A 26,957-nucleotide genomic window follows, 5' to 3' on the forward strand; every position below is an offset into this window, starting at 1 on the left:
CGGCGCACCGCCACCCAGGCCGCCGGCCTGCTCGTCCACGGCACCGCCGAACGCCGGGACGGCGCCATCAACCTCGTCGCCACCCGCCTCACCCCACTCACCCTCGCCCCCGGCGCCCGCAGCCGTGACTTCCGATGACCACACACGACAACAACCGCGTTCCCGCAGGTCACCGCACCAACCCGGGTGACCATTCATCCCCAAACGGGATACAGTCCCCCCGAACGACCGAAAGGGCACCACGATGGACGACACCAGCATCCCCCGTGCCCGCAGTGGCCGGCCCAAGGGTGTCCGCGTAGGCGACGACGGGCTGACCGAGCGCCAGCGCCGGGTGATCGAAGCGATCCGGACCTATGTCCAACGTCACGGATACCCGCCGTCCGTCCGCGAGATCGGCCAAGCCGTGGGACTGTCCAGCTCCAGCTCGGTCGCCCATCAGCTCGCCAGGCTCCAGAAGCTGGGCCTGGTCGCCAAGGACCCGCACCGGCCCCGCGCCTACTGCCTCCTCAATGACGACCCCGGCCCCATGCCGCAGCCCGCTCAGATCGGCGTCTCCGTACCGCTGGTCGGCCGGATCGCCGCTGGCGGCCCAATCCTCGCCGAGCAGACGATCGAGGACCAGATCACTCTCCCACGCCGACTCGTCGGCGGCGGAGAGCTGTTCGCGTTGGAAGTGTGCGGCGACTCGATGATCGAGGCGGCCATCGCCGACGGGGACACCGTCGTCGTGCGCCGTCAGCCCGTTGCCGAAAACGGCGACATCGTGGCCGCCATGATCGACGACGAGGCCACCGTGAAACGCCTCAAGCGCGAGGACGGCCGCACCTGGCTGATGCCGGACAACCCCGCCTACGAACCCATCAACGGCGACAACGCCACCATCCTTGGCAAGGTCGTCGCCGTCCTGCGCCGCCTCTGACCCACCACAGCCCATACCTGCGGACGTCCGCGGTTCGTCCCGATCTCCTGGGGACGCTCACGAGTCCGCCGTGGCGTGCCCGGGTCGCGGTGTCGGCCGACCGGCCGCATCCGGCCCCACGACGGGTCCGGCCACCTGCACCCTGGAAGCATGAGTCCCCGGGGATCCGCGCAGGTGAGACTGCCGCACGTCGAGCCGATGCTCGCCACGGCCGGCCCACTGCCATCCGGGCCGGGGTGGATGGGAGAGGTGAAGTGGGACGGGGTGCGGTGCGTGGCCTACGTGCCCGAGGCCGCGCCGGTCCGGCTGCTCGGCCGCCACGGCACGGACTTCACCGACCGGTTCCCGGAGGTGGCCGAGGCCCTGACGCTCCGCGGGCCGCTAATCCTGGACGGCGAGCTCGTGGTCATGCGCGCAGGCCGCCCCTCGTTCGCTGCGCTGCAGGGTCGTGTCCACCGCACGAGCCCCGCCGCAGTACGGGCCGGGGCAGCGAATACGCCGGCCTTGTTCGTCGCGTTCGACCTCCTGCACACTGCGGACCGGTCACTGCTCACGGAGCCGTACGTGCGGCGGCGCCAACTGCTGGAGAACCTCGAACTGGAGCGGCCGGGCCTGCGGGTGCCGCCGACGTGGGACTCGGTCGCCGAGGCGTTCGGCTGGACACGGGAGCACGCACTGGAAGGTGTCGTCGCCAAACGGTCCGACTCCCCGTACAGGCCGGGCGCACGCTCCCGAGACTGGATCAAGATCAAGCATCTGAGGACCGCCGACGTCGTGATCGGCGGCTGGCTGCCCGGCCCCGGCGAAGCGTCGGTCCGCGCGGTCCTGGTCGGCGTCCCACTCGAAGCCGAAGGCCCGCTGACATTCGTCGGCTCGGTCGGCACCGGCTTCGCCGGAGCGGAACGCCGCGCCCTCGCCGCCGTCCTGCGGCGCATCGACTCCCCGGTATCCCCGTTCACCGCCGCCGGGCTGGGACTGCCGCGAGGCACCATCGTCCGATTCGTCCGCCCCGAGCTGCGCGCCGAGGTCGAGTTCCTCGAACTCACCGACGCTGGCCGCCTCCGCCAGCCCGTGTGGCGCGGCCTGCGCTGAACCGGCTCTGGCCGCGGCCGATGTGAGCGGTCGCGATAGCTGTCACCTGGTCGCGACGTCTGTGACCGTACCCCTACCGAATCCCGCTCCAAGAGGAATTGGGCTCTGGTCGTAGTGCCGTGAGGGACGCTGCGGAGGTCGCTACCCAGCAGCCACGACCTGGCCGGCCGTGACCTGGGGAGGATTAGGGAGCAGTGACGCGAGGCTGTCCCGCACGAAGTCCGCCGCCCTCTGGATCGGGTGGGCCGTGAGGCGTGGTCCTACAGCTTGATCTGACCCGTCAGCCACCATTCGAGGTACTTGACCAGGCTGGGTGCCACCCAGGTGCGGCTGTCGTCATCGTGGTTCCAGACGAAGACATCGGGCCGGTCGATCCTGGGGAGGAGCGCGAACAGGTCTCCGTTCCCCGCGTCCGCGAAGAAGAGCAGTGGCTCGAACGGCATGTACAGGGTGGCGAGCTCGGTGTCCTCGCGAAGGGTCTGGTTCTCGGAGGCGATGCGCTCGGCCGACCAGATGAGCCCGTCTCCGTACTCGCCCTCGATGCCGTCGCTTTCGCGGAGCAGCGCGACCAGGTCCGCAGGCAGTGGGTGACCGAGGATCGTGGCACAGCGGATCAGTGAGGACTCCGATGCAGGGGGCTGGAGGACCGCTGTGACGGACAGGGCCGAAACGACTTCGGTCCACATAGTTGGTTCGACCTCCATGAGCCGGGGCCCGTGATCGAGCCGACCTGTAACCCCGTCAACGTGGGCCGAGGACCGCGACTCGACCAGCGTGACTGATCACCGAATGAACAGTACGGTCCCGGCCGAGTCAGCCGCTCGCCGGCCGTAGGGCATGGCGGGACAGCTCTTAGCTCGTAGCAGTCAGCGCGATCAAGGCGGGCAGAAGGCGCAGCCCGCGGGAAGCGCCTGGTAACAACTGCCTCGATCAAACACACCGCGCCGCCCGGGGCCGTCCCCATGGCCAAGGCCCGGCCGATTCATACCCCGGGGGCCCACCGACCGGTAGCCCGGGCATCGCGCTCCGTGCAGTTGTGGCTTCCCGGCGGTCCCGGGTGTGTCCGCTCTGGCGTGAATGCCCGTTCAGGCACTGTGCGTCGGGGAGGTGGACGGGCCGGGTTGCGGGAGGTTTTGAGTTTCGTCCGGTTGGCACTTGCGCTGGCCGAATTGAGCGGGACGTCTCAGCTTCAGGCCGTTTTCCGGTGGCGTTCGACCGAACTTGCGCCACCGTCGATCAGTACTGACCGTGTCCGGGTGCTTATGGGATTGAACGGTCGTATCGGCGGTTCGTTTACGTGATGAATGCTCGACTCAGCGTGTCGGACAGGGGGGTAGGGTCCCCGTACGGATGAGCCCCGGACCAATGGCCTGGTAACCGGGGCCGGGGCTCAGCCGCTGACACATCATCACGACCAAGGAGTTCCGATGACTCTTGACCGCAGTGGCCGACGGGCTCTCATGCTCCCGGCGGCGGGATGCCCCGAAACTAACATGCCTGATCTGCGCGCCCGTGAAACCCGGCAGGTCGTTGACTGCTGGGCAATGTTGAGGTTCGGGCTTCTGGTGGCCGTTCCGGGAGCGATGGCCATCGTCATTCACGGACAGGCGCTCTCCTGCGGCGGGGCCGTTGCCCTGGCCGGCGCCGGCGCCGTCGCCAACCGCTCCTACGTCTGCTACCAGCGGCGCAGCCTCTGAGATGCCGCCAGGCCCGGGGTTCACCGTGCCGGTTCTTCCGCGCCGGTGCCCCGGGCCAGCCGTCGGGTCCCGCCCTGGGACATCAGACGCTTTTCGCACGCGCGACTGCGTCAGATTCCTCTCCGCTGCGTTGCAAACCGCGCAGCGCTCTCACCCTATAGCGCGAATTTTCAGTTGGAGGACGACCCGCAGATGTCCGAGACCCGGCAGATCATGGTGTGTCAGCAGTGCGACAGCGACTTCACCCGGACAAGCGCGAGGGGCCGACCGCAGCGCTTCTGCACCCCGCGGTGCCGCGCGGCCTCCAGCCGTGCGGCAGCGCGGCGTGCCGCGGCGGGTGGCCCCCAACCAGAACGCGGCCTCTACGACGTGACCGTCTCCAGGCTGTCCCATGAGGTCGTGACCCAGGCCCGCAGGCTGCAGAGGCTCGCCGACTCCCAGGACGATCGCCCCGGCCCCTGCGCCGAACTGGAGCTGCTGACCATGCTGCGCAGGGAGCTCGAGGCGCTCACGGCCGCTGTGGTGCTTCAGGCCCGCGAGCGGAAGGTCAAGTGGGCCATGGTCTCGGAGATCCTCGCCGTCAGTCCGGGTACGGCCCGCTCGCGATGGTCACCGGAGAACGGCAGCCGCGCCCTGCAGCACCACGGGGATCGCCAGCGGACCGCGGCCCAGGCCGCCAGGCGACGCGGCACCAGCAACCGCCGGCGCCGCGCCCCGGGCGACCACGCCCTTCCGGTGGTCAGCTCCACCGACCCCGAGGCCCAGCTCACCAGCGCCCTCTCCCACCTGCAACGGTCCTCGGGCAAATCCATGAGCCGCATCGCCGACGAGACCGACCTCTCGACCTCGTTCGTTTCCCGGCTCATCTCCGGTGAGCGCTTCCCCTCGTGGCCGACCGTCCAGCACCTCGTGACCGCGCTGGGCGGAGTACCCGAGCACGTCCGGCCACTGTGGCAGGCGGCGCGCGGAGAAGGGATCTCCCGGCCCTTCCTGCCGGGCCTGCCAGGCGCCCGCCGGTACGCCACCGCCGGCCTCCAGGCAACCGTCCAAGGCCTCTACCTCGCCTCGGCATGCCCTCCCGAACAGGAAGTCGTCAGTCGGGCCACCCGGCACGTGACCGTCTCCCAGGTCGCCTCCGTCCTCGACGGGCGAGGAGTGGAGTCCTGGTCGATCGTCTCCGCGGTGGTGGAAGCCCTCCGAGGCCACCCCGACCAGGTACGCCCCTGGTGGGAGCGCGTCCAGCTCTCCCTCAACCCCAACTGGACACCGCAGGAGACGGCCTCGACCCACAGCGCCGGCGCCTTCGGCTGACTGTCGCCCGTCCTAGTTCTACCCACCGCCCCGTGCCTGATCCCGGGGAGACCCATGCCGACTGCACCCTCCCACCAGCCCGCCCGCCCCGCCGTGACCAACCGTTTTCCCGAGATCGGCCTGCGCGCCCTCTACGACCTGTATCACCAGCGCTATCTCGATTACGCTCACCTTCTCCTCGGCCCCACGGACGCCCACCTCGCCGTGCGAGCCTCCTTCGAGTACCTCGCCGAGAATTGGCCCGACATCCTGGGCGCCGCCAATCCGGCCGCATGTATCTGGCAGGCCGTGCGGCAACGGATCCACCTCCTCGCCGGAGCGAAGCCCCTACGACCCGTCGCCCACCTGCAGCCGGCCACGCAGGACACCGTCCTCCTGCATCTAGCCCTCGGCCTCCCGGTGCAGGACGTGGCGGCCGTGACGGGAGCCGACCCTGCCCAAGTACGAGCTTGCCTGCGCGCTCTCCGCTCACAGCCAGAAGACAACTGACGAAGTCGCCGGTGCGACCGAAACCGGTGGAGGCGGCGCGCCAGTGCGTGGCCGCCCACACCGCTTCAGCGCAACCGTGCGGGCCGAGCCCCACGCCACCGCGCACCGACCGCGCATCGCCGAGCTGTGGCTGCCTGACCAGAACGGCGCCGTCACCCCTGCGGCGGCAGGCCCTCCGGTGTGCCCGTCACTCGTTGCGGTCGCGAGATCCAGAATTCATGGGATTTATCCATGAAACATGGATAGGATGCACTATATGACGCTCAGCACGTTGGAAACGCTGCGGATCACGGTGGCCGCGCTGCGGCAGCGCACCGGGGAGAGCCAGGCGCAGCTGGCTGTGGCTGTCGGGCTGTCGCAGGACAAGGTGTCCCGTCGTCAGTCCGGTACGCAGCCGTGGTCGATCGATGAGGTCGACCTGCTGGCGCGGCACTGGGGCATGGAGCCGCTCGACCTGTTGGCCGGGCCCACCCACGCCGCGAACCGTCTGAAGTGGCCGCCCGCGCGGCGCCGGTCCAGGGCCGCCGCGAAGGGAGTCGAGCAGTGAGCCCGGCCGATCCGAACAACCCGAACGAGGCCGCCCGCCTGACGCAGCAGCTGATCGACCAGGGCTACACCAAGCGCCAGGTCGCCAAGATGCTCGGCCGCGACGCCTCGCTCGTCAGCCAGTTCTTCACCAAGGGCAAGGGCAAGGCGTTCGTCGGCGCGCTGCGCCAGGTCGTCCGCGCGGTGCGCGGCGGCGAGCGAGATACCGAGGCACTCGGCGCCGTCGCCCAGGAGAACGTGGAGCGACGCCGCACCAAGACCGGGCAGAAGGCCCGAGTGCGCGGTAAGGACGTCGTGGGCGAGGCGGGCGGCAGCATGGCCGGCCGCGCGGGGAAGCAGGCCATCAAGTCCGGTGCGAGCCACCTCGCGCCCGTGGTCCACGAGACCGGCCAGGCCGGTGGCCGCCTCGCCTTCACCGTCCGGATGAAGGCCGACCAGTACGTCTACAGCGCGGGCTCGGAGAAGGACTCCGGCGGCATCCGCCGCGGCTTTATCCCGCGCTCCGACGGCACGGAGGAGCGTACCTACGGCTCTGCCTCCACGGGTGGCTTCGACGCGGCGGAGTGGTCCCAGCGGGTCGCCGACCACCACGGCGACGTCACCGAGGCGATGCGGGAGTGGCTGGTGGAGACCGGCCGCGCCGTCGAGGACGCCGACATCGCCTACCTCGAGGTACGCGGCTGGATCCCCGAGGATCAGCAGTAGATCCGGTCGGCCTCTCCCCATCCATGACCTGGCCCCGGGGAGAGGCCGCCCGCCCCGACCCTTCCACAGCTCCGCCCGCACCGGCCCCGCCGTCTCACCATCCGAAGGAGAAGCACCGCCGTGGAGACCACCACCGCCACCGCCGAGCAGACCGTGCCGGCCGGACTGCGCGCCCAGGCCGTACCGCCGCTCCCGGCCCAGCAGACCGGCACCGCCGTGAACCCGCTGCCGCTGCACTGGTTCCAGAAGGACGCCGTCGCCGCCGCGGTGCGCGAGGTGAAGGACGGCGGCCGCGCCACCATCGTCGCGGCGACCGGCTCCGGCAAGACCCTCATCGCCGCCGGCTGCGCCCGCCGCCTCGCGGCGCGGGGCCGGGTACTGGTGCTGGTCCCGACGATCGAGCTGCTGGAACAGACCGCCGAAGCGTGGTCGCTGCGGGGCGGTCGCCGTGGCCTGGCGGTGGCGGCGTGCTCGCGGGAGGAGGCGCTGGAGAGCGCGGAGGCTGGCGGGCGCGTCCACGCCCAGGTGACCACGCAGGCGGCCCGGATCACCGACCTGGTCAACGGTGCACCCGACAACCAGCCGGTCACCGTCTACGCCACCTACGCCTCGCTGGAGCGCATCGTCCAGGCCCACCAGGGCTGGGGTTTGGCCCCGTGGGACCTCGTGATCATCGACGAGGCCCACCGCACGGCAGGTGCCGAGGGGAAGGCGTGGGCGGCCGTCCACGACGATGCCCAGGTCCCGGCGAAGCGCCGGCTGTACTTCACCGCCACCCCGCGGATCGCGGACGACCGGCGGGCGAAGGACGGCCTGGCCGACCTCGCCGACACCGAAGGCCCCGAGAAGCTGCCCGTCCTCTGCTCCATGGACTCGGAGGAGATCTACGGCAAGGTCTGTTTCACCTGGACGCTCGGACAGGGCATCGAACACGGCTACCTCGCCGACTACCGGGTGCTCGTGCCGGTGGTGACGGACGAGGACCTGCGCGAGCTGCTCAACCTCCCGGCCGTCGCCGACCTGCGCTCCCAGCGAAGCAACGAGGAACTGCTGCGCCTCGCGTTGCAGATCGCGGTGCTGCGCGCTGTCGCCGACCTCGACCTGCGCCGGGTCATCACCTTCCACTCCCGGGTGTCCACGGCGCGGGAGTTCGCCGGCACCCTGCTGGAGACCGCGGAACTGCTGCCCGACGCGGAGCGCCCGGAGCGACTGACTGCCCTCGCCGTGGCCGGCACCGACCGGCTCAAGGACCGCCGGGCCGCCTTCACCACGTTCAAGTCCGCCACCGGCGAGGACGGCGAGGAGTGCTGCATCCTCTGCAACAGCCGGCTCCTGACGGAAGGAATCGACGTCGCCGCCGTGGACGCCATCTGCTTCGCGGACCCCAAGAGCTCGGTCATCGACATCGTCCAGGCCGTCGGCCGCGCCCTGCGCCAGTCCTACCGCCAGGGCAAGGTGTCCTGGGTCATCATCCCGGTCTACCTGCCGACGCCGGAGGTCGGCGACGACACGGCGGCCGCGGACCCGGCCGAGGTCCACGACGCCGGCGAAGCCGTGAAGGCCGAGGCCGACGCCGAGATCGAGGCTTCCTCCTTCCGCACCATCTGGCGCGTCCTGCGCGCCCTGGCGGCGCACGACGCCCGGGTGGTCGGCCGCATCACCGAGCTGCGCGGCACGCGCTCCCAGGGCACCGCGCACACCACCGCGACCCAGGCCGCCCCGGGTCAGGCCGCCGAAGCTGAAGAAGGAGAGCAGCCGCCGGCCCCGGTCGAGTCGCCGATCGAGTGGCTCAAGATCAACGCCCGCCAGCACGCCGCCCGGATCCTCCAGACCGTCAAACTCCGTGCCTTCAACCCGCGCGCGGTCGAGTGGCAGCGGATGCACGCGGTCGCGGCGGTCTTCCACCTCCAGCACGGCCACCTCGACCCCACCGACAAGACCAAGCACGCCGAGCTGATCTCCTGGCTCACCCGCCAGCGCCACCTCTACGGCCAGGGCCTGCTGGACGCGGCCCGCGTCAGCGAGCTGGACGCGCTCGGCATGATCTGGTCGAAGAACGCCAACGCCTGGGAACGCGGCTACGCGTACGCCGCCGCGTTCCACCACCAGCACGGCCACCTCGCCATCCCGGCCACCGCCAAGCTGGACGACTACGCGGTGGGCGCGTGGATGCGCCGCCAGCGCAAGGCCGACAACCTCACCACCGACCAGGTCGCCAAGCTCGACGCCCTGGACGAGCTGTGGCGCCTCGAGCCGGACTGGAACCGCTCCTACCGCCGCCTGCTCGCCTACCTCGCCGCCGGCGGAGCCCTGGACGGCCCCGCCAACCGCACCGGCGGCGAAGCCGACCCGACGTTCCGGCCCGGCACCTGGCTGCGCAAGCAGGCGGGGGCCCGCACCGACGGCAAACTCACCGACCAGCAGACCGCGCTCCTGGACGCCCTCCACCGGCACACCGACGAGACCACCATCTCGGAGCCCACCTGGGTGCAGGGGCGAAGCACCTACATGATCTTGAGCGCTTCGTCCCACACGTTGCCTCCGTCTGCCCAGGTCCACAGCCAGTGGCGCAGTGACGGGGCCGCGTAGCGCAAGCCGTCGTGGGGGTTCTCGCCCCAGTCGGCGTCCCAGAGCAGGACGGGGTTGTCGATCGCTCTCAGCGAGACATGCCACTGCATGCTGCACCCGCCACCGGTCAAGAAGAGCCATGACGCCGGCGGCCCCCACTCCGGATATCGGGTGCGCGGGGAGGCTGCGCATGGCCAGTCCGGGTGGTGCCACTGCGGGATGCGGCGTGGTGTCAGTGAGGCGAGGCCGTTTTCCGGGCCGAACCCCCCCGTCGCCGATCTCGGTGTAGATACGGCGGAGCAGGAGCGGCAGCTCGTACCCGAGTTGCCGCTCCACCTGTTCGATCTCGGCCTTCGTGATCGGGGGGAACGGCCGGTCCGGGAGATAGCCGTTGGTGGCGGCCGTGCCTCCTGCGCCCCACGCGAGAGCATGCAGTCTTTCCAGAAGTGCGTCGTCGTCTGCGGCGGTACGTCGGGAGGCGTCGGTCACGGGGCGGAACTGTAGCGGGGCGGAACTGTAGCGGGGCGGGCCCCAGGGTGTCCTGCAGCCAGGGCCCGGGTGCGTTCGCCCGGGAAGGCGCTGCCGCCCCCGGCCGGGTGTCGGTGTCGGGTTCTAGGGTGCGGCGGGTGACGACGACTTCCGGCCCGCACCCGGGCCTTCCTGTGCCGCTGCCCGATGTTCTGCCGGATCCGTGGGCGGTGTTGCGGGGTACGGACTGGCCGTCGCTGGGCACTGGGGCTGGGACCGCGGAGGGGCTTGCCCGGGTGCTGGCCCCGCTCCTGGGCCCGGACGTGACCGCGGAGGAAACCCGGCAGGCTCTCAACGCCCTGGAGCCGGTGCAGCACCCCCAGCACCGACGGCATCCGCCACCTCCGACCACGCCCCGCACCAACACGACGGTCCGAGCATGCCTACCGAGCGACGGCCACGCACCTCACCTGCGAAAACGTGAACCTACCTTCGGTTTGGGAATCGCTTCTAACGGATGATAGGCCTCGCTGAGACACGGGGCTCTACGCGCTCACTTGATATTTCGGGTGATGGGCGAGGTTGACGGGGGGCGTCCTGGTTGGCCGCTTGTCTTCCAGCTGTCCCACAGCTTTGAGCGCGCTGGCTTGGGGCTTCCGGCCCGTGGTCTACGCGGCGGATGATCCAGAGGTACATGAACATGCGTGGATGGAACGGGAGCGGGAAGAGGAAATGATCTACCGCGCACTCGACTACGAGCTGACCTGCAGCAAGTGCGGTCATGACGTGACGGGCTCGCGCGGCCAGCAGATCGTGGCCGAGGAGTTCGGCTGGTTCGACGAATGGCAGTGCGAGAACTGCGGTCTGGTCAGTTGCGACTACGGCGACGGGCCCGGGCCGGAGGACGTCAGGCAAGGACTGCTGGCGAAGTTCGGAGGATTCCGGCCCCGGCTCGTGGAAGGCCGGGACGGGACCGTCGCGGCGGCCCGCCACCTGCGGGAGATCCTCGACTACAGCCCGGCCGAGGCGATCGGCAGGCTGAAGGCGGCGAAGGCCGGGGAACCCCTCGGAACCGCCGTCGAAGTCGAAGCCCTCGTGCAGGCACTTCGCCGGGACGGTTACGCATACGAGACGGTCGCCGCCGGATCGGAGGACTGAGCAACCGGATCCGCCGCGCGGCGGATGTGCTTGTGGCGCTCCGGTCACACGCACCAGCCGTCCCTAGCGCGGTCGCGACGGTGGTGTGTCCTCGCCCTCGGCTTGAGAGGCTCCCTCATCAGGTCAGGAGCGCGCCAGGCCTTGATGCTGAGGGGTTTCTGTCTCGGTGGAAGTAGAAGCACTGCTTCAGCGTCAGGTGCCGGATGTGCAAGTCTGCGCTGACCAGGCCCGGCGCGGCCGGACGACCGGCCCACCCGCCCAGCATTCCGCGAGACGCCCCCCAGCTGCGCCAGCCACCGGCCGCCCGGACCCCGGGCGCCGGCCACTTCCCAGTCCGACGAGAGGCCCATGATGTCCACCGTGCTCCAGCACGCCGCCCTCATCACTGCGGCCAGCGCCGCCTGGTACGCCCTCGCCGTCACCACCGCTGCGGTGACGGCCGTCGTCGCGCGCAGCGATACCCGCCGCCACGACGCCCGCGAGGTCCTCAAAGTTCTCGTCCGACGCCGCAGCCGCTGACCGGACGCTTCACCGCCCCCGGCCGCCCCGGCCGCCCATGCGGTGGCCGGGGCCGACCGCCGTGTGCCGTCCGCTCCTGGCGCCGGACGGTAGCGCCCGTCACGATGGCGGCATGACGCTACTGCTGGACGTCCTCCTGGACCGGGCCGAGGCCGGCCCGGCCGGTTGGCAGCCGGCTGGGGCCGCGCCTTCGACCTGCTCGCCCCGGACCTGCGGGGCTGGACCATGACGGTCGACGGGCCGATCCTCGCCGACGGCACCGCCGCGCTCGCCCTCGCCCTCGCCCTCTAACGGTGCGCCAGTCGTAGCGCTGCGCCTGACTCTCCCCGGTGCGCTGCCGCAGCGCGGCCACCGTGAGCCGCAGCTTTGTGGGTGGGGGCGGTTGGTCAGTCATCGCGGGCCCGGGGTGGCGGGCCGGTACCGCCCGGCGCTCCCGGGCGCCTGATCGTGCGCGGCTTCTCCAGTCCGGTTGGGGCGGTCTGGCGGGAGGGGAGGTGCGACTTAGCGGCCGGGAACGTCGGCGGACGGCCGGGGACTGCGGTGACCGTGGGTGCCTGCGGTCCCGCGGACCTACGCCTTCGGCCGGCTCTCGGTGGCGCAGCCCAAATCGACGGTGAATCCCCATGTGGAGTCCACCAGGCCCCAGATCGTGTCCGGCACCGCACCACCCCACGTCGAGTCCCTGCGTACGCGAGCAGCCACGACAACCTCCCAGGTAGAGCATGATCGGGGCGCACCACTCTAGGCGTGCCCGGTTCCCACGTCACCACCCCCGCACAAGAAACCGGAGGATGCACGTCCGCCTGGTGGGGGCGGACTGGGACACCGCTTGTCGGCGTCGGTGGGAACGGGGGCGCGCCGCCACGGTCCTCGCCTTCGTCCTCGTCGGTGGTGCCCGGGCCCCGGGCGGGTGGGCACCGTGCGCTCCTGGTCGACCGAGACCGGGCGGGAACCGGAAGGTACGTCCGCACCGGGGCGCGATCCGGACAGCCCGGCCCGGGATGGTGGCGGGCGCGTGGCGGGATTCGGCGAACACCCGGTGGCGGTGCGTGCACGGCTCTACTGTGTCGGGCGTGACGATGCCGCCGATCGCGTGGGTGCACGCTGCCCGGACCCGGGATTTTCGCTGATGCCGCGGGCCCGCTTCAAGGAGACCCTGGCCGACAAGGTCAGGGAGGACCGGGCCCGTGCAGCGAAGGAGGCGGTTCCCGAAGCAGAGAGGGCACGGCTGGACGGCCGGATCCAGGGTGTCCTGCTGCGCTGGTGGACCGTGAACACGGCCGCGAGCTGGGGTGCGCGCCGGGTGCTGTGGGTGTGTGCCGCGGTCGCGGCAATGGTCGCGGCGAACAGCCCGTGGGTGCGTCATCCTGTGTACCCGGCGCGACAGGAGGTGGCCGACTTCCTTGCGGGCGGCGTCGTCGGGGGGATGCTCGCCCTGTTGGTCATTCTCGTCCTGCCGGTGGTGGGAACGGTCGTGCTGTGCCGGCTGCTGCCCAGTCTGAAGTGGGCCGAGGCAATCATGGGACTCACCGCCACCCTCGCTTGCTCCCTCGTGTTCCTGATCGTCGCTGTGCAGGGCCGACACCGGCTTTTGACGCCTTTGCCGGGAGACTCGCAGGCGAGGGTCAACGGCTCGTGGGCCGGGTTCGTGGCGGCCGGTCTGGCCTGCATCGTGCTGAGCGGGTACTACGTGCTCTACGGCCGGACGCGGGTCAAGACTGCGCGTAAGGTGTGCCGTCCGTTCGACGTGGTGTGCTTTCGGCTCGCGCGGCTGGTGGCCGATATCCACGCCAAGCGGCACCGCTGGTTCGCCGCCGAGGACGTCGCAGGCTGGACCCGCCGGCTGGAGGAGATCGCGGTCGAGGTGGAACGCGCCGGCATGTACCCGGGGCGGATCCACGAGGCGGGGCCGGAGGTGACGGCCGCCCTGCGGATGGAGAACCTGCGGATCGCCGCTGTGTTCCGCGCCCACAAGCGAGACCTCGCGCAGGCCCACAGCGTCGCCGCGATCGACGAGGTGACCGCCTCACTCGTGAACGGCCTGCGGGCGCTGCTGGCGGGGGACCGTGCTGCCCTGCTGGTGGGAGCGCCGTCCGATGTAGCTGTGCCGGGCCGCTTGGCGCGGTGGATGCCCCGCCTGGCGCCGGCGGCGGTGTTCGCCGCGGCGGTCCTGCTGCCGATGGTCCCGTTTGTGGCGGACAGTCCCGGGATGGCCACGAGCCTGCGCTGGACCTTCGCCGTGATGGCCGCCGTCTCCCTCGCCACCATCCGCCAGGACGTCGCCGCGCAGGTCAACGAGGTGTTCGGCCGCGCCGTCCCCTGGGATAAGTGACCCACGACCCGCCGACAAGGCCTTCGAGATCGCCGTCCTGCGCGCGCCGTTCATGTTCTGGCAGGGCCGCGGCCAGGCGGCCTGCCAGGCAGTCCGCCTGGCCGCGGACGTCCCGGTGAAGCCTTCTACGGCCGGCTCTCCGACATCGCCCAACTGCCGCTCTACGCCGACGCGGTGGCCACCGCGGCCACCGCCACGCTGCGCCACCGGGCGGAGGTGCAGTCGGATCCGGCGCCCGGTCCGCGGCAGCGTGGCGATATGGTGCCGGTCATGGGAAGTCCGATACGTGAGGACCGTCCGCTGCGTGACCTGCTCGACCGGCTGGGGGCCGACGATCCGGAGTCGGCGCGTCGGCGCAGGGTACTGGCCGGTGCCCTGGTCGTGGTGGCGCTGCTCGGGTCGCATACGGCAGGGCGAACGTGGCTCGGGACCTGGTCCGAGATGTGGATCGGCGCGGAGGACCTGCTCCAGTGCGCCGCACTGATCGTCACCGCGTTTCTCCTGGTGTGGCGTTCGCGGTCGGTCGCGTGGGCCGCGGCCGTGAGCGTGGCCCTGATGCTGCTCGGTGCCTTGATCGAAGTGGTGACGTTGGAGGGCGACGGCGCTTCGTACGCGGCACTTGCCGTGTCCCTGCTGATCAAACTGCCCGCCGTGGTGGTGCTGGCGGTCCTGGTCAGGCGCGGCAGGGAGTGGTGACGGACCGGCCGCTGGTGGTCCGGGGCGGCCGCGTCGCAATACCGTACGCCGCTTGTGCGGCGAGAACTCGGCCTGCCCGAAGGTGACCTTCGCTGAGCAGGTGCCGGGCCGGACCGTGCGCTACCAGGGGCGAACCCCGCTGGTGCAGCATCTGGTCGAGGCCGTCGGCGTGGTGCTGGCCGGTCATGGTGGCGCCCGGATGCTGAGTGTCCTCAACGTCACGCTCTCGCGGTGCACCGCGCTTTCCCAGCTGATGCGGGTGCCGTTGCCGCCGCTGGTCACAATCCGGGTGCTGGGGGCGGATGGCTTCGCGCTCTACGGCGACACTTACGGCACTCTGAACATCGTGCGTCCTCGTTCTGCGCTCGCGGCTGTTCTGACTGTCGTGCCCGGGTTGGTGGTTTGAGGCCAGTATCCATCTGGTGCTTGGCGGACCGTGGCCTTCAGATGCTTCGTCGGTCAGTTCCCGGAGGTGGGCAGGTCGAGTGCGCGGCGTCGGATCTCGGCGGCTTTCTCGTTGTCGCTGCCCGTGGCTATTGCGACTCCGTCCGGTGCTGGCTGTCCGTCGGTCGTCACTGCAACGAATCGGGTATGGGGGTTGGCTTTGGCTGCAGTTTCCAGAGCCTGGGTGAAGGCCGGTCCGATGGCGACGACGAGGTCACAGTGCTGTGCGGAGAGGCCCGCGAGGTAGGGGAGGGCCTGGTCGGTGGTGGCCGCCGGGACAATGAGTTGTTGCACGTTCAGCTGGCGCTGCCGAGCAGCGTCTTGAAGAGCTGACCAGATTGCGCTGGTGTCAGTGCGCCTCGTCGCTTCCGCGGTATCGCCGGTGAGGCAGGCCGTTCGGCGCCCGGAGATGTTGGAAGGGCTTACGGCAGCCGAAGGTCCTGCTTTCCCGTCAGTTTCGCTCGCGAGCAACATCCCGACACCGATACCCGCCAAGACCAGGGCCGCGGTCAGCCCGAGCGCCCACCGGAGGCGGGGGGTGGGGTGGAACGTCATGTCGGGCTTCTCCTGGCGGGTGATGTGGCGGGCGCGGTCAAGTCTCACCCGGCGGTTTCCATGTTTCGGTAAAGAAGATTAAAAATCTCTCAAGATCATTTCGACATATGTTATCCCTATTTTGCATAAAATGACCATGGGTTCGTCAATTACGAGCTGTACGCGTCGCACTGACGACCGATAGGAAGGACACGGACCGATCGCCGTAGGGGGAGAGTCGGTCGTTTCGCCTGCCCTCCGAAGGACTTGCCGTGCGTCGCTCGCTTGCACTCATCACCTCCTTGACACTTCTGCTTGCCCTTGGCACGCAAGAAGCGAGCGCTTTCACGGCGACCAAAGCTCCGGTGCCTACGGTCACACCGAAGACCCCGCAGCAGGTCAGCGGTGACCCGAGCCAGGGCACTCACACCGTCCCGTCCTCCCAGACCAGGAAGGACGGCGGCGCTCCCGGGAACTCCGCGCACAAGCCTGGCCAGGGCGAACTGCCCGAAGCCAAAGCCGTGGCGGGCGACAACACCGTGCACCCCTCCGGTGACGCGATACCCCGGTCCCCGGTCAAGGGTGAGGCCGTCACTCCGCCACCTCTCGTGCGCCGCCCCGGCGCTGCGACACCCGGCAGTCCGCAGAGCGGCAACGCCGCCCAGCCGCCCGCCGTACCGCAGAACACGGGCAAGGACGGAAAGGCCACGAAGCAGAACACCCCAGGGTCGGCACCGCCCGCGGCGCAGGACCTCAAGGCCCGCAATGACTCCACCCCCGGCACGGGTGTGCCCGGCCTGCCGGCCGAGGGCGTCGAGGTCGCGGGTGCCCGTACCGACACGACCTCGCTCTACCAGAACCCGGACGGCACCAAGACCGTGCGCGTCTACCCGCGGCCCGTGCACTACCGCAAGGCCGACGGCAGCTGGGACGACATCAACACGAACTTCGCGCTCGACCGCGCCGGCCGATGGACCGAGCAGGCCAACGACCAGAAGGCGACCTTCGCCGCCAAGTCCGATGATCCCGCGCTGGTGAGCTGGGCGCCAGGCGAGGGCCTGGTGGTCTCCTACGGCCTGCAGGACGCGGCGCAGGTGCGTGGCGTGGTCCAGGGCGACACCCTCACCTACCCGCTGGCGCGCCCCGCGAGCGACGTGGTCTACAACGGCCTCGCCCAGGGCGTGAAGGAGTCCCTGGTCCTGCACGACGCGACCGCCCCGACCAGCTGGGTCTTCCCGTTGCGCCTCACCGGGCTGACCCCGGTGATCGGCCCCGATGGCGAGGTCCAGTTCAAGGACGCCTCCGGAGCGGTGAAGGCGACCATCCCGCACGGCTTCATGACGGACTCCAGGATCGACCCCGCCTCCGGGGACGGTGTGTTCAGCGACCGGGTCAGCTACCGCCTGGTCGACGTCAACGGAGCCCCCGCTCTGCGGATGGATCTGGACGAGGCCTGGCTGCACGACGCCAAGCGCGTCTTCCCGGTCACCGTGGACCCGTCGACCACCAGCATCGGGGTCGGCAAGTCGACCTTCGTGCGGTCGGACCAGACAGCGAACTTCTCCACCGACCCGCAGCTGCGCATCGGCACGTCCGACGGCGGCGCCTCGAAGGCCAACAGCTACCTCTACTTCCCGGACGTGGCAGGCGTTCTGAAGAACAACTACCTGCACGCCGTCACCCTCAACCTGAACAACACCCACTCCTACGAGTGCTCGCCGCACCCGGTCTACGTCAACCAGATCACCAGCCCATGGGACCCGGCGACGATCAACCGGTACCCCGGGGTATCGATCGGCCAGGGACTGGGCGTCGCCAGCTTCTCCGCGGGCGACACCTGTGGCGGAGCGATGTGGGAGTCGATCGATCTGGGTCGCAGCCACAATGACCCCGGGGTCCAGCTGGTCGAGAGCTGGGCCCGCGGCGGCGACAACTACGGTCTCGCGCTGACGGCCAGCACCACGAATTCGTACGACTGGAAGAAGTTCTCCAGCGCCAACAGCGCCTACCCGCCCTACCTGTCGATCTCCTACAGCGACTGGGCCGCCACCTACGCGCCCGCCGGCAGCTACATGCCTCCGACCTACAACATGCCCGGCTACCAGCAGGTCACCCTGACGAACACCGGGGCCAACTGGTGGAACTCGCAGAGCATGCAGGTCAAGGCCCGCCTGTTCGACAGCAACTGGAACGAGCAGTGGTTCGATGCGCCGCTCACCGGCGTGCCCGGGCTGGTCGGGACCTACGACTCGGTCACCGTCAACGGGGTCATACCTCCGCTGCCGCTTGGGCAGGACTACTACCTGTGCTGGGACGGGTACGTCGGGGGCACAGCCTCTCTGCACGACAACTACTGGATTCCCTTCGGCAGTTGCACCACCGTTCACGGAGCCGACACCGCCCCCCAGTTGGACGTCCTGGCCCCGCCGCACAACACCGTGATCGGCAGCCTCACCCCGCAGCTCTACGCCACCGGGCACGACCCGGACAACTTCCCCGGCAACGGCCTGGACTACGACTTCCGCGTCTACACCAACCCGGCCTCGGGGGACCCCCAGCTGGTCGCGGAGTCGGGTTGGCAGTCCAGCACCTCGTGGGCCGTGCCACCGAATAAGCTCGGCTGGAACACCGGCTACCTGTGGAATGTCAAGGTCGGCGACCACGGCGGTGAGAGTCCACTGTCCGGCATGGTCTCCTTCTCCACCCAGGTCCCGCAGCCCGTGATCACCTCGCACCTGGGTGGTGCGGTCGGAGACGGGGTCGGCCGCCCCTTCGACGCCAAGGTGGGCAACTACACCACGGCGGCCACCGACGCGGATGTCAAGAGCGTCGGACCGGCCCTGGCCGTCAGCCGCTCGTACAATTCCCTGGACCCTCGGACGTCGACGCTGTTCGGCACCGGCTGGACCTCCAACTTCGACATGAAGATCCAGCCGGACAACGACGGCAGCGGCTCTGTCGTCCTCACCACCGCCAGTGGCCGGACCGCCCGCTTCGGAGCCGACCCGAACTGGCCCCTGTACACGCCGCCTCCGGGTGAATTCCAGTCGCTCAGTAAGGTCGCCGCCGGCTTCGACCTGAGGACCAAGGACGGCACCCTCTACGAGTTCCACGCTGCCTCGGGCAACGGCTACGCGCTCTCTCTGATGAGCGATGCGGTCAGGCACACCCAGGAGCTGAGCTACGCCAACGGCCTTCTGACGACGGTCAAGGACACCTCCTCGGGCCGCGCCCTGCACTTCGAATGGACCACCGGGAACCGGCACGTCGCCAAGGTCTACACCGACCCCGTCAGCGGGACGGACTCGAACACCGCCCTCACCTGGACCTACACGTACAACGCCAACAACCCGGACCAGCTCGACCAGGTCTGCGCGCCCCCGACCGGAGGCAACACCGACCGGTCCTGCACCGGCTACTCCTACACCTCCGGCTCGCACCTGCGCTCCGCGGTCCTGGACTCCGCTCCCGTCTCCTACTGGCGGCTCGGAGAAGGCAGCGGATCCACCGCCGTCAGCGAAATAGTGGAGAACCAGGGCAACGACAACGCCACCTACTCCGGCACCGGCGTCACCCTCGGCACGCCCGGCCCGACCGCCTCGGGCGCCACCGCCACGACCTTCGACGGTTCCGCCGGCTTCGTCGACCTCCCTCGGAGCGTCCTGGACACCTCCTCGTACACCTCGGTCGGCCTCTGGTTCAAGACCAACAGCTGGGGCGTGCTGTTCAGCTACCAGGCGGACCCCTTCCCGGGCAACGGGAGCACGCCGGCCAACTACACCCCGGCGCTGTACGTCGGCCAGTCCGGCTACCTGCACGGCAAATTCTGGAACGGACCGTCCAGGACCCTCGACTCCACCAAGACGGTCAACGACGGCAAGTGGCACTACGCCCTCCTCTCCGCCGCCGGCACCACCCAGACCCTCTACCTGGACGGAGAGGCCCAAGGTGACCCCCTGCCGGGGGCGGTCATCGCGCCCGGGCAGCGCTCCGAGGCCGTCGGTGGCGGCTTCCTCAGCGGGGGCTGGCCCGACAACCCGTACGACAACACCGGACACGCCAACTACTTCAACGGCAGCATCAGCGACGTCGCCTTCTACAACCGCGCCCTGGGCGAGTCGGCCGTCAAGTCTCTCTGGCAGGCCGGAAGCCAGCCGTCCGCCGAACTCACCGGCATGAAACTGCCCTCGGGCAAGACCCGGCTGGCCGTCAGCTACGACGCGGTCAAGGACCGGGCCGCCAAGGTGACCGATGAGAACGGCGGCACCTGGACGCTCAACAGCCCGTCCGTCGACGGCTCGGCCCAGGAGTACCGGGGCTCGGTCATGGGCTCCCGTCCGGCTGGGTACTGGCAACTCTCGGAAGGGGCCGGCGTGCAGGCCGGCAACCAGGTCTACACGCCACGCCCCACGCCCAACAACGGCACCTACTCCAACGTGACGCTACGCGCCGCCGGCCCGATGTCTGGCTCGACCGGAGCCGCGACCTTCGACGGCAGCACCTCCTGGGCCGAGCTGCCCGCAGCCTTCGCACCGCAAAACGGCCCCGGCGCGCTCGGGCTCTGGTTCCGAACGGACCGTGCGGGTGTACTGCTCTCGTACCAGACGATGCCGGTCGGCGGCAGCCCGAACGGCACCACCGACCGCTGGAACCCCGCCCTCTATGTCGACACCGACGGCAAGCTGCGGGCGCAGCTCTGGATGGGCGATGCCTCGCAGACCCTGACCACCAGCATGCCGGTCAACGACAACACCTGGCACTTCGCGGTGGTGTCAGCCGACAGCCAGACCTCGCAGACCCTCTACCTCGACGGAGCGCCCGTCGCGGGGCCGCTGAACGGCACGATCATCCCCAACGGCACCGACCACGTCTTCCTCGGCGCGGGCAACGTCACCGGCGGTTGGCCGCAGGCGCCGGCCGACCAGGAGGGCCACCTCAAGGGCCAGCTCGCCGATGTGGCCGCCTATCCGCACGGCCTGAGCGCCGCCACCATCTCCTCGCTCTACCAGCTCGCCACCACCTCCGGTGCCACCCAGTACGACGCCGCCGTGGTGGACAGCAAGCCCACCGGCTACTGGCGCCTCGACGACACCGTCGGAAACCAGGCCACCGAGCTGATCTCCTCGGCCGCGCTCGCCCAGAACCGCGGCAGCTACCACGACACCGTCTGCTGCCAGCAGGGCCCGTGGGCCTCCGGCACCGGAAGCGCGACCGGCTTCAACGGCACCACCGCGTACGTCCAGCTGCCCGACAACACCGCCCCCAAGCACTGGGGTGCGGCCACCGTCGAGCTCTGGTTCAGGACCACCGCCCCCGGTGTGCTGTACAGCTACCAGTCCTTCCCGATCGACGGAAAGCCCAACGGGACGACGGACCGCTGGACCCCGGCGCTCTACGTCGGCTCGGACAAGAAGCTGTACGGCACTCTGTGGACCGGCTCGGCGAACAACGCCCTCGTCAGCGCCACCGCCGTCGCCGACGGCAACTGGCACCACGTCGCCCTGGCCGGCGACGGCTCCGGCCAGACGCTCTACCTGGACGGTGCCCCCACCGCCACCAGCACCACAGCCCTGCCCATCACCTACAACGGCTCGGCCTACGCCTACCTCGGCGCGGGCTGGACCGGCGGCGGCTGGCCCAACGCCCCGACCGACCAGCTCAGCCACATCAACGGCGCCATCGCCGACTTCTCTATCTACCGGTACCGGCTCACCAACGACACCGTCTCCGGCCACCACAACCAAGCCACCTCACCCACCCCGGTCGGCGGCCTGGACGCCGCGACCGCCTACCGCACCAAGATCGTCCAGGACGGCGCCGTCGGCTACTGGCGCCTCAACGACCCGTCCGGCTCCCGGTACGCCGCCAGCCAGCTGGGCGACGCGCGCCCGGACGCGACGGCCGGCAACCTCACCGACGTCGACCTGAACGCCGCCGGACCATCCGGAGATCCCAGCCAGCGCGCCGGCCTCTTCAACGGCACCACCTCCCAGGTCCAACTGCCCTCCGACGCCGCCCCCATCAGGGGAGCGGCCAGCGTCGAGCTGTGGTTCAAGACCACCAACGGAGGCCCGCTTTACAGCTACCAGGACTTCCCCGTCGGTACCCAGGGCGGTACCGCCTGGAACCCGGCCCTGTACGTCGGCACCGACGGACGCGTGCACGGCGAGTTCTGGATGGGACCCGGCGACTCCATGACCTCCGACCGGACGGTCAACGACGGCAACTGGCACCAGGTTGTCCTCACCGGTGACGACAGCGGCCAGACCATCTACATCGACGGCCGAGCCAGCGCCACGGACACCACCGGACGCAAGATCATCTTCAACGGCACGCCATACGTCTACCTGGGGGCGGGATCCACCAACGGCTGGCCCGCAGCCGGCGGCGACCACTTCAACGGCACCATCGCCGAAGCCTCCTACTACCCCTCGCGCCTCAACGCCGACACCGTGACCGCGCACTACAAGGCCATGGGCGACGGCGGCACCGCCATCCCGGTCACCACCGCCACCGTCACGGACCCGGGTGGCTACAAGCTGACCTACCAGTACGACACCCGCTCCTCCCGGCTGCTCTCCCGCAGCGACGGCTACGGCAACACCACCCACTACAGCTACGACACCGCCGGGTACCTGTACGCCGTCACCGACCCGAACGGACACACCATCACCACCGGCCACGACGCCCGCGGCAACACGGTCTCCCGGACCACCTGCCGCCGCGCCGGAAGCTGCCAGACCAGCTACGCCACGTACTTCCTGGACGGCGTCAACCCGTTCAACCCGACCAACGACAAGATCCTGACATCCAGCGACGGCCGTTCCTCGGGTCCCGACGACACCACCTACACCACCCGCTACACCTACGACGGCTTCGGTCAGCTGGCCTCGACCACCCTCCCCGCCACTCCGGACTTCCCCAACGGCCGGGCCACCTACATCCTGCACACCAAGGCCTTCACCCCGGCCCCGGACGGCTCAATCGTCCCGATCGGGCTGGTCCGGTCCCAGACCGTCCTGCTCGACCCGGCGGCCTACCCGGACCCGTTCAGCGTTCCTGCGGACAAGCAGACCGAGTACTTCTACCAGGGCAACGGCGACATCGCCTTCGTCCTCTCGCCGCTGCGGCCCAAGGTCAGCTACGGCTACGACAACCTCGGACGCACCACCAGCCAGTCGTACAGCTGCGACGACTGCCCGGGCGGCACCACCGCCGCACCCCGGACGCTCGAGACCGGCTACACCTGGGACGGCCAGGGCAACCAGGTCACCCGCACCGACCCGTACACCACCGACACCGTCACCGGCACCAAGCACACCCGGCGGACCACGACCGCCTATGACGTGGACGGCAACCAGGTCAGCCAGACCGTCGCCGACACCACGGGCGGCGACCAGCCGCGCACCACGACGTGGACCTACGAGAGCGACACCAGCCGGGTGAAGCAGGTCAAGGACCCCGGCGGCCACGCCACCTCGTACACCTACGACCGCTACGGCAACGTCGCCACCCGGACCGACGCGGCCGGAACCACCTACAACTTCAGCCACTCGCCGATGGGCCAGCTGCAGCAGACCGCCGTCACCAACTACACCGGCAGCAGCGCGACCCCGACCGCACCGCGCTGGCAGGTCATCGACTCGCGCGGCTACGACCCGGCCGGCCGCCCTGCCACCGACACCGACGCGATGGGGCGCACCACCCACACCTACTACAACGACGACAACACCGTCTCCGAGATCGACCTGGACGCGTACCACAACGCCGATGGGTCCATGCGCAACGTGGTCCTCCAGCAGAACACCTATGACAACGCGGGCCACCTCACCCAGCAGGTGACCGGCGGGGGCAAGACCACCACCGCCACCGCCTACGACGCGGCCGGCCGGGTCGCCCGCACGACCGTCGACCCCGGCGGCCTCAACCGCACCACCGCCTACACCTACGACGTGGCGGGCCGTCCGACGACAGTGGTCAGTACCGGCGGTGCGGACGCGAGCTCCGCCGAGACCGACTACGCCTACGACGTCACCGGGAACCTGCTCAAGCAGACCGCCCGCAACCAGCCCACCGACTCGGTGGTGACGTACGGCTACAACGGCCGAGGTCTTCGAACCACCACCGTCAGCCCGAACGGCAACGCGACCGGCGCCGACCCCGTCCCGTACACCAGCAACGTCGGCTACGACGAGGCCGGCCGTCCCACTCTCAGCACCGGCCCGCTGGTCAGCGCGGAGACCTACGATCCGACCAGCCGCGGCAGCAAGCCGCAGCAGGTCCGCCCGATCGGCCGCACCGGTTACGACACCTTCGGTCAGCTGACCTCGCAGGTCGACCCGCTGGGCAACACCGTCACCTACACCTATGACCTGGACGGCAACCGGGTCGGCGCGGCCGGTGCCGCGTACACCGACCCGCAATCCGGAACCACGATCACCCCGGTCTCCACGGTCGACTACGACGTGCTCGGCCGACCCGTCACCAGCGTCGTCGACCCGACCGGCCTGAAGCTGACGCACACCATGCGCTACGACCAGTTCGGCAACCTGGTGCAGACCACCATGCCGCCGACCGGCGGTGTCACCACACCGACCGTCACCAACTCCTACGACCTCGACGGCGAACTGCTCTCCATCACCGGCCCAACGGGCGCGGTCAGCCAGTCCACCTACGACGACCTCGGACGGCGCATCACCAGCACCCAGCTGGAGCGCTACCCGGTCTCGGCCGCCTACACCAGCACGTTCACCTGGGACGACGCGGGCAACCAGCTCAGCTCCACGACGCCCGGAGGCGCCACGAGCAAGGCCGCCTACAACGCCGTCGGCCAGGTGCTCAGTGCAACCGACCCGGCCGGCGTCACCGTCCGCTCCGCCTACGACGGGCTCGGCCGGACCAACCGGGTGACCAACGCCGACGGCACCACGGCCACCACCGGCTACGACCGGCTGGGAAGGACGCTGAACACCACGGACCTGGACACCACCGGCGCCGCCGTGGCCACCCAGTACGCCACGTACGACCTCGAGGGCAACGTCCTCAGCGCCACCGACAAGGTGGCGAGCAGCGCCGACATCGCCGCGCACGCACGGCAGTTCACCTACAACCCGGCCGGCCTCCCGGTCCAGCAGGTCGAACCTGTCGCTGCCGGGCAGTCGATCACCACGTCCTTCGGCTACGACAGTGGCGGACGCAAGACCCGGTGGACCAACGGGAAGAACATCCCGACCTACTACACCTACAACTCCCTCGGGCTCCCCGAGTCCACCGTCGAGCCGCCAACCACCGCTCATCCGACTCCGGCCGAAGGCCTGTTCACCACCAGCTACGATGCCGCCGGCCGGGCCGTCACCCTCACCGAACCCGGAAACGTACTCCGCCGCCGCAGCTACGACGGCGCGGGCAACCTGACCCAGGAGACCGCCACAGGCGCCGAGGTGGCGACGCCGAACCGCACCCTCGGCTACGACGCGACCGGCCACCTCATATCCGTCGGCACCCCCGGCACCACCCCCGACACCTACACCTACAACGACCGCGGCCAGCTCCTCACCACGGCCGGCCCGGGCGGCGCCAGCAGCTACAGCTACAACGGCGACAGCCGGATGACCGCCCGCACCGACACGGCCGGCACCACCGCCTTCGGCTACAACCCGGCCGGCCAGCTCGCCAGCGCCACCGACCCGTTGACCGGAACCGCCGTCGGCTACGGCTACGACGCGGCCGGCCGGCTCGCCAGCGAGCACTACGGCACCAACGGAGGCAGCCGCAGCTACGGCTACGACAACCTCGGCCACCTGCACGACGACACCGTCAAGAACCCCAGCGGGGCGACAGTCTCCTCGATCAGCTACGGCTACGACCTCAACGACCGGACCACCAACAAGACCACCACCGGCACCGCCGGAGCGGCCACCAACCAGTACGGCTACGACCTGGCCGGCCGACTGACCTCCTGGTCCAACGGCCCAGCCACCACCGCCTACACCTGGGACGCCGCCGGCAACCGGACCTCGGCCGGCGCCACCACCTCCACCTTCGACGAACGCAACCAACTGCTCAACGACGGCGCCACCACATACACCTACTCGGCCCGCGGCACCCTCACCGGAAGCACCACCCAGGGATCCCAGCCCAAGGACATCCAGTTCGACGCCTTCGACCGGATGGTCAAAGAGGGACCCTCCACCTACACCTACGACTCGCTCGACCGCGTCGCCCAGACCGGGAACACCGCCTTCACGTACGACGGCGGCTCCAACAACCCGGTCTCGGACGGCACCACCACCTACACCCGCACCCCCGGCGGCACGCTCCTCGGCACCGCAACCACGGGCGCTACGCCCAACCCCCGCCTGGTGATCAGCGACCAGCACACCGACGTGGTCGCCACCATCGACCCGGCCGCCAAGAACCTCACCGGCTCCACCGCCTACGACCCCTTCGGCAAGCCCACCGCCACGGCGGGCGCCACCAACTCGCTCGGCTACCAGAGCGGCTGGACCGACCCCGCCTCAGGCGACGTCAACATGGCCGCCCGCTGGTACCGCCCCGGTAGCGGCACCTTCGCCTCCCGCGACTCCTGGCAACTGGGCACCAACCCGTCAGTCCAGGGGAACCGCTTCACCTACGGCAACGGCGACCCGATTGACTCGATAGACCCGTCGGGGCACCGTTCCTGCGGGCAAATATTTCGCAGAAAAGCATTCTTGGGGCTTCGTCTTGCGTGTGAAGAAGCCAGGTGGGTGACGGGCTACGAGGACGAGACGAATGTCTATACGTTCAACTCGGGGCCGCAGATCAACTGTGACATGTACTGGTGGACGACTGAGTGTGGCGGTTCTGGGTATCGCTCGGCGCCCACAAGCGGGCCGACATCAACAAGTGGACTCGGGAGTATCGCTTCAACAGGTGAACTCGGCAGGATCATTCGCGGCGGTGGCTCAGGCGGCGGAGACCGTCACAAGCCGGCACCGCCCCACAAGCGACCCGGACCGCGGCCGTCTCCCGGCCCGACCTTGCCCACGCCCGAGCCCCCGACACCCAAGGGCCCGCTCAACGACCACGACCGCCCGCACGTCAACCCTGACCCGATCGACTTCTTCACCGACACCATCGTCGCCGTCGGCATCGCCGCCGTCACCGCCGTGGTCGTCGAAGGCGCCCCGGTCGTCGTCGGCACCGCAACCGCCGTCGGCTCCGGCATCGTCGCCGGCACTGACGCCCTTATCGGCCTCGGCGACGACATCTATAACCTCATCAACAACGGCGGCGGCAACCCCGCGCCCAACCCCGCGCCCGACCCCACGCCGACGCCGCGTCCGTGGCCGATCCCGGCTCCCCTGCCCGACCCGGGGCAAGGCAACCCGGGCCCCGGAGGGAACGGCAATCGGCGCGTCCTCACCTGCGAGGACCTGAAGCCGTCGGGGGCTGTAGCCCTGAATGGTGGCGGATGGGTCAACTACCTGCCGTC

Annotated in this window: 16 protein-coding genes; 14 read left to right on the forward strand and 2 right to left on the reverse strand. The window is 69.9% G+C overall.

Annotation, left to right across the window (positions count from 1 at the left end):
* Window positions 1-244 precede the first annotated feature (244 nt).
* Together lexA and ligD are read left to right on the forward strand one after the other, a co-directional pair.
* Window positions 245-922 (forward strand): transcriptional repressor LexA, encoded by a 678-nt coding sequence (lexA, locus tag ACZ52J_RS41280; RefSeq protein WP_465626442.1) that lies wholly within the window; start codon window positions 245-247, stop codon window positions 920-922.
* 150 nt (window positions 923-1,072) lie between these two features.
* Window positions 1,073-2,014, forward strand: a complete 942-nt coding sequence (ligD, locus tag ACZ52J_RS41285) for a non-homologous end-joining DNA ligase (RefSeq protein WP_465626444.1) — start codon at window positions 1,073-1,075, stop codon at window positions 2,012-2,014.
* 260 nt (window positions 2,015-2,274) lie between these two features.
* On the opposite strand, the gene ACZ52J_RS41290 is transcribed toward ligD, so the two are convergent.
* The gene (locus ACZ52J_RS41290; RefSeq protein ID WP_465626446.1) at window positions 2,275-2,700 is read right to left on the reverse strand and encodes an SMI1/KNR4 family protein; all 426 of its coding nucleotides are present in this window, start codon (window positions 2,698-2,700) and stop codon (window positions 2,275-2,277) included.
* A gap of 1,380 nt (window positions 2,701-4,080) precedes the next feature.
* Here ACZ52J_RS41290 and ACZ52J_RS41295 point away from each other — a divergent pair.
* The 11 genes from ACZ52J_RS41295 to ACZ52J_RS41345 all read left to right on the forward strand — a co-directional run bounded on the left by ACZ52J_RS41295 (window position 4,081) and on the right by ACZ52J_RS41345 (window position 14,909).
* Entirely contained in the window at window positions 4,081-5,022 is a 942-nt protein-coding gene (locus tag ACZ52J_RS41295; protein ID WP_465626448.1) for a helix-turn-helix domain-containing protein, read from the forward strand.
* 54 nt (window positions 5,023-5,076) lie between these two features.
* The gene (locus ACZ52J_RS41300; RefSeq protein ID WP_465626450.1) at window positions 5,077-5,511 is read left to right on the forward strand and encodes a hypothetical protein; all 435 of its coding nucleotides are present in this window, start codon (window positions 5,077-5,079) and stop codon (window positions 5,509-5,511) included.
* A 256-nt stretch (window positions 5,512-5,767) separates the two neighbouring features.
* Entirely contained in the window at window positions 5,768-6,058 is a 291-nt protein-coding gene (locus ACZ52J_RS41305; protein ID WP_465626452.1) for a helix-turn-helix domain-containing protein, read from the forward strand.
* Window positions 6,055-6,762 carry a helix-turn-helix domain containing protein gene (locus ACZ52J_RS41310; protein ID WP_465626454.1) on the forward strand — a complete coding sequence of 236 codons (708 nt, stop codon included), beginning with the start codon at window positions 6,055-6,057 and terminating at the stop codon, window positions 6,760-6,762. Before ACZ52J_RS41305 ends, ACZ52J_RS41310 begins: the two co-directional genes overlap by 4 nt.
* 120 nt (window positions 6,763-6,882) lie before the next feature.
* On the forward strand, window positions 6,883-9,351 hold the full coding sequence (locus tag ACZ52J_RS41315) for a helicase associated domain-containing protein (RefSeq protein WP_465626456.1): 2,469 nt from the start codon (window positions 6,883-6,885) through the stop codon (window positions 9,349-9,351).
* Between the two features lie 1,179 nt (window positions 9,352-10,530).
* Window positions 10,531-10,956, forward strand: coding sequence for a hypothetical protein (locus tag ACZ52J_RS41320; protein WP_465626458.1), 426 nt, complete (start codon window positions 10,531-10,533; stop codon window positions 10,954-10,956).
* Between the two features lie 348 nt (window positions 10,957-11,304).
* The gene (locus ACZ52J_RS41325; RefSeq protein ID WP_465626460.1) at window positions 11,305-11,475 is read left to right on the forward strand and encodes a hypothetical protein; all 171 of its coding nucleotides are present in this window, start codon (window positions 11,305-11,307) and stop codon (window positions 11,473-11,475) included.
* 165 nt (window positions 11,476-11,640) lie between these two features.
* Window positions 11,641-11,766: a hypothetical protein gene (locus ACZ52J_RS41330; RefSeq protein ID WP_465626462.1), complete on the forward strand. Its 126-nt coding sequence runs from the start codon at window positions 11,641-11,643 to the stop codon at window positions 11,764-11,766.
* Between the two features lie 724 nt (window positions 11,767-12,490).
* A complete protein-coding gene (locus ACZ52J_RS41335) occupies window positions 12,491-13,807 on the forward strand; it encodes a hypothetical protein (protein WP_465626464.1) in 1,317 nt (438 codons plus the stop codon).
* 174 nt (window positions 13,808-13,981) lie between these two features.
* Window positions 13,982-14,503, forward strand: coding sequence for a hypothetical protein (locus tag ACZ52J_RS41340; RefSeq protein ID WP_465626466.1), 522 nt, complete (start codon window positions 13,982-13,984; stop codon window positions 14,501-14,503).
* 52 nt (window positions 14,504-14,555) lie between these two features.
* A complete protein-coding gene (locus tag ACZ52J_RS41345; protein WP_465626468.1) occupies window positions 14,556-14,909 on the forward strand; it encodes a hypothetical protein in 354 nt (117 codons plus the stop codon).
* Between the two features lie 53 nt (window positions 14,910-14,962).
* Here the strand turns inward: ACZ52J_RS41345 and ACZ52J_RS41350 are convergent, their stop codons facing one another.
* Window positions 14,963-15,502, reverse strand: coding sequence for a hypothetical protein (locus ACZ52J_RS41350; protein ID WP_465626470.1), 540 nt, complete (start codon window positions 15,500-15,502; stop codon window positions 14,963-14,965).
* A gap of 344 nt (window positions 15,503-15,846) precedes the next feature.
* On the opposite strand from ACZ52J_RS41350, the gene ACZ52J_RS41355 reads away from it, so the two are divergent.
* Window positions 15,847-26,957 (forward strand): LamG-like jellyroll fold domain-containing protein (locus tag ACZ52J_RS41355; protein ID WP_465626472.1); only part of this gene is annotated, 11,111 nt, incomplete at its 3' end.

It is taken from the genome of Kitasatospora sp. NPDC034035, from assembly GCF_055575755.1.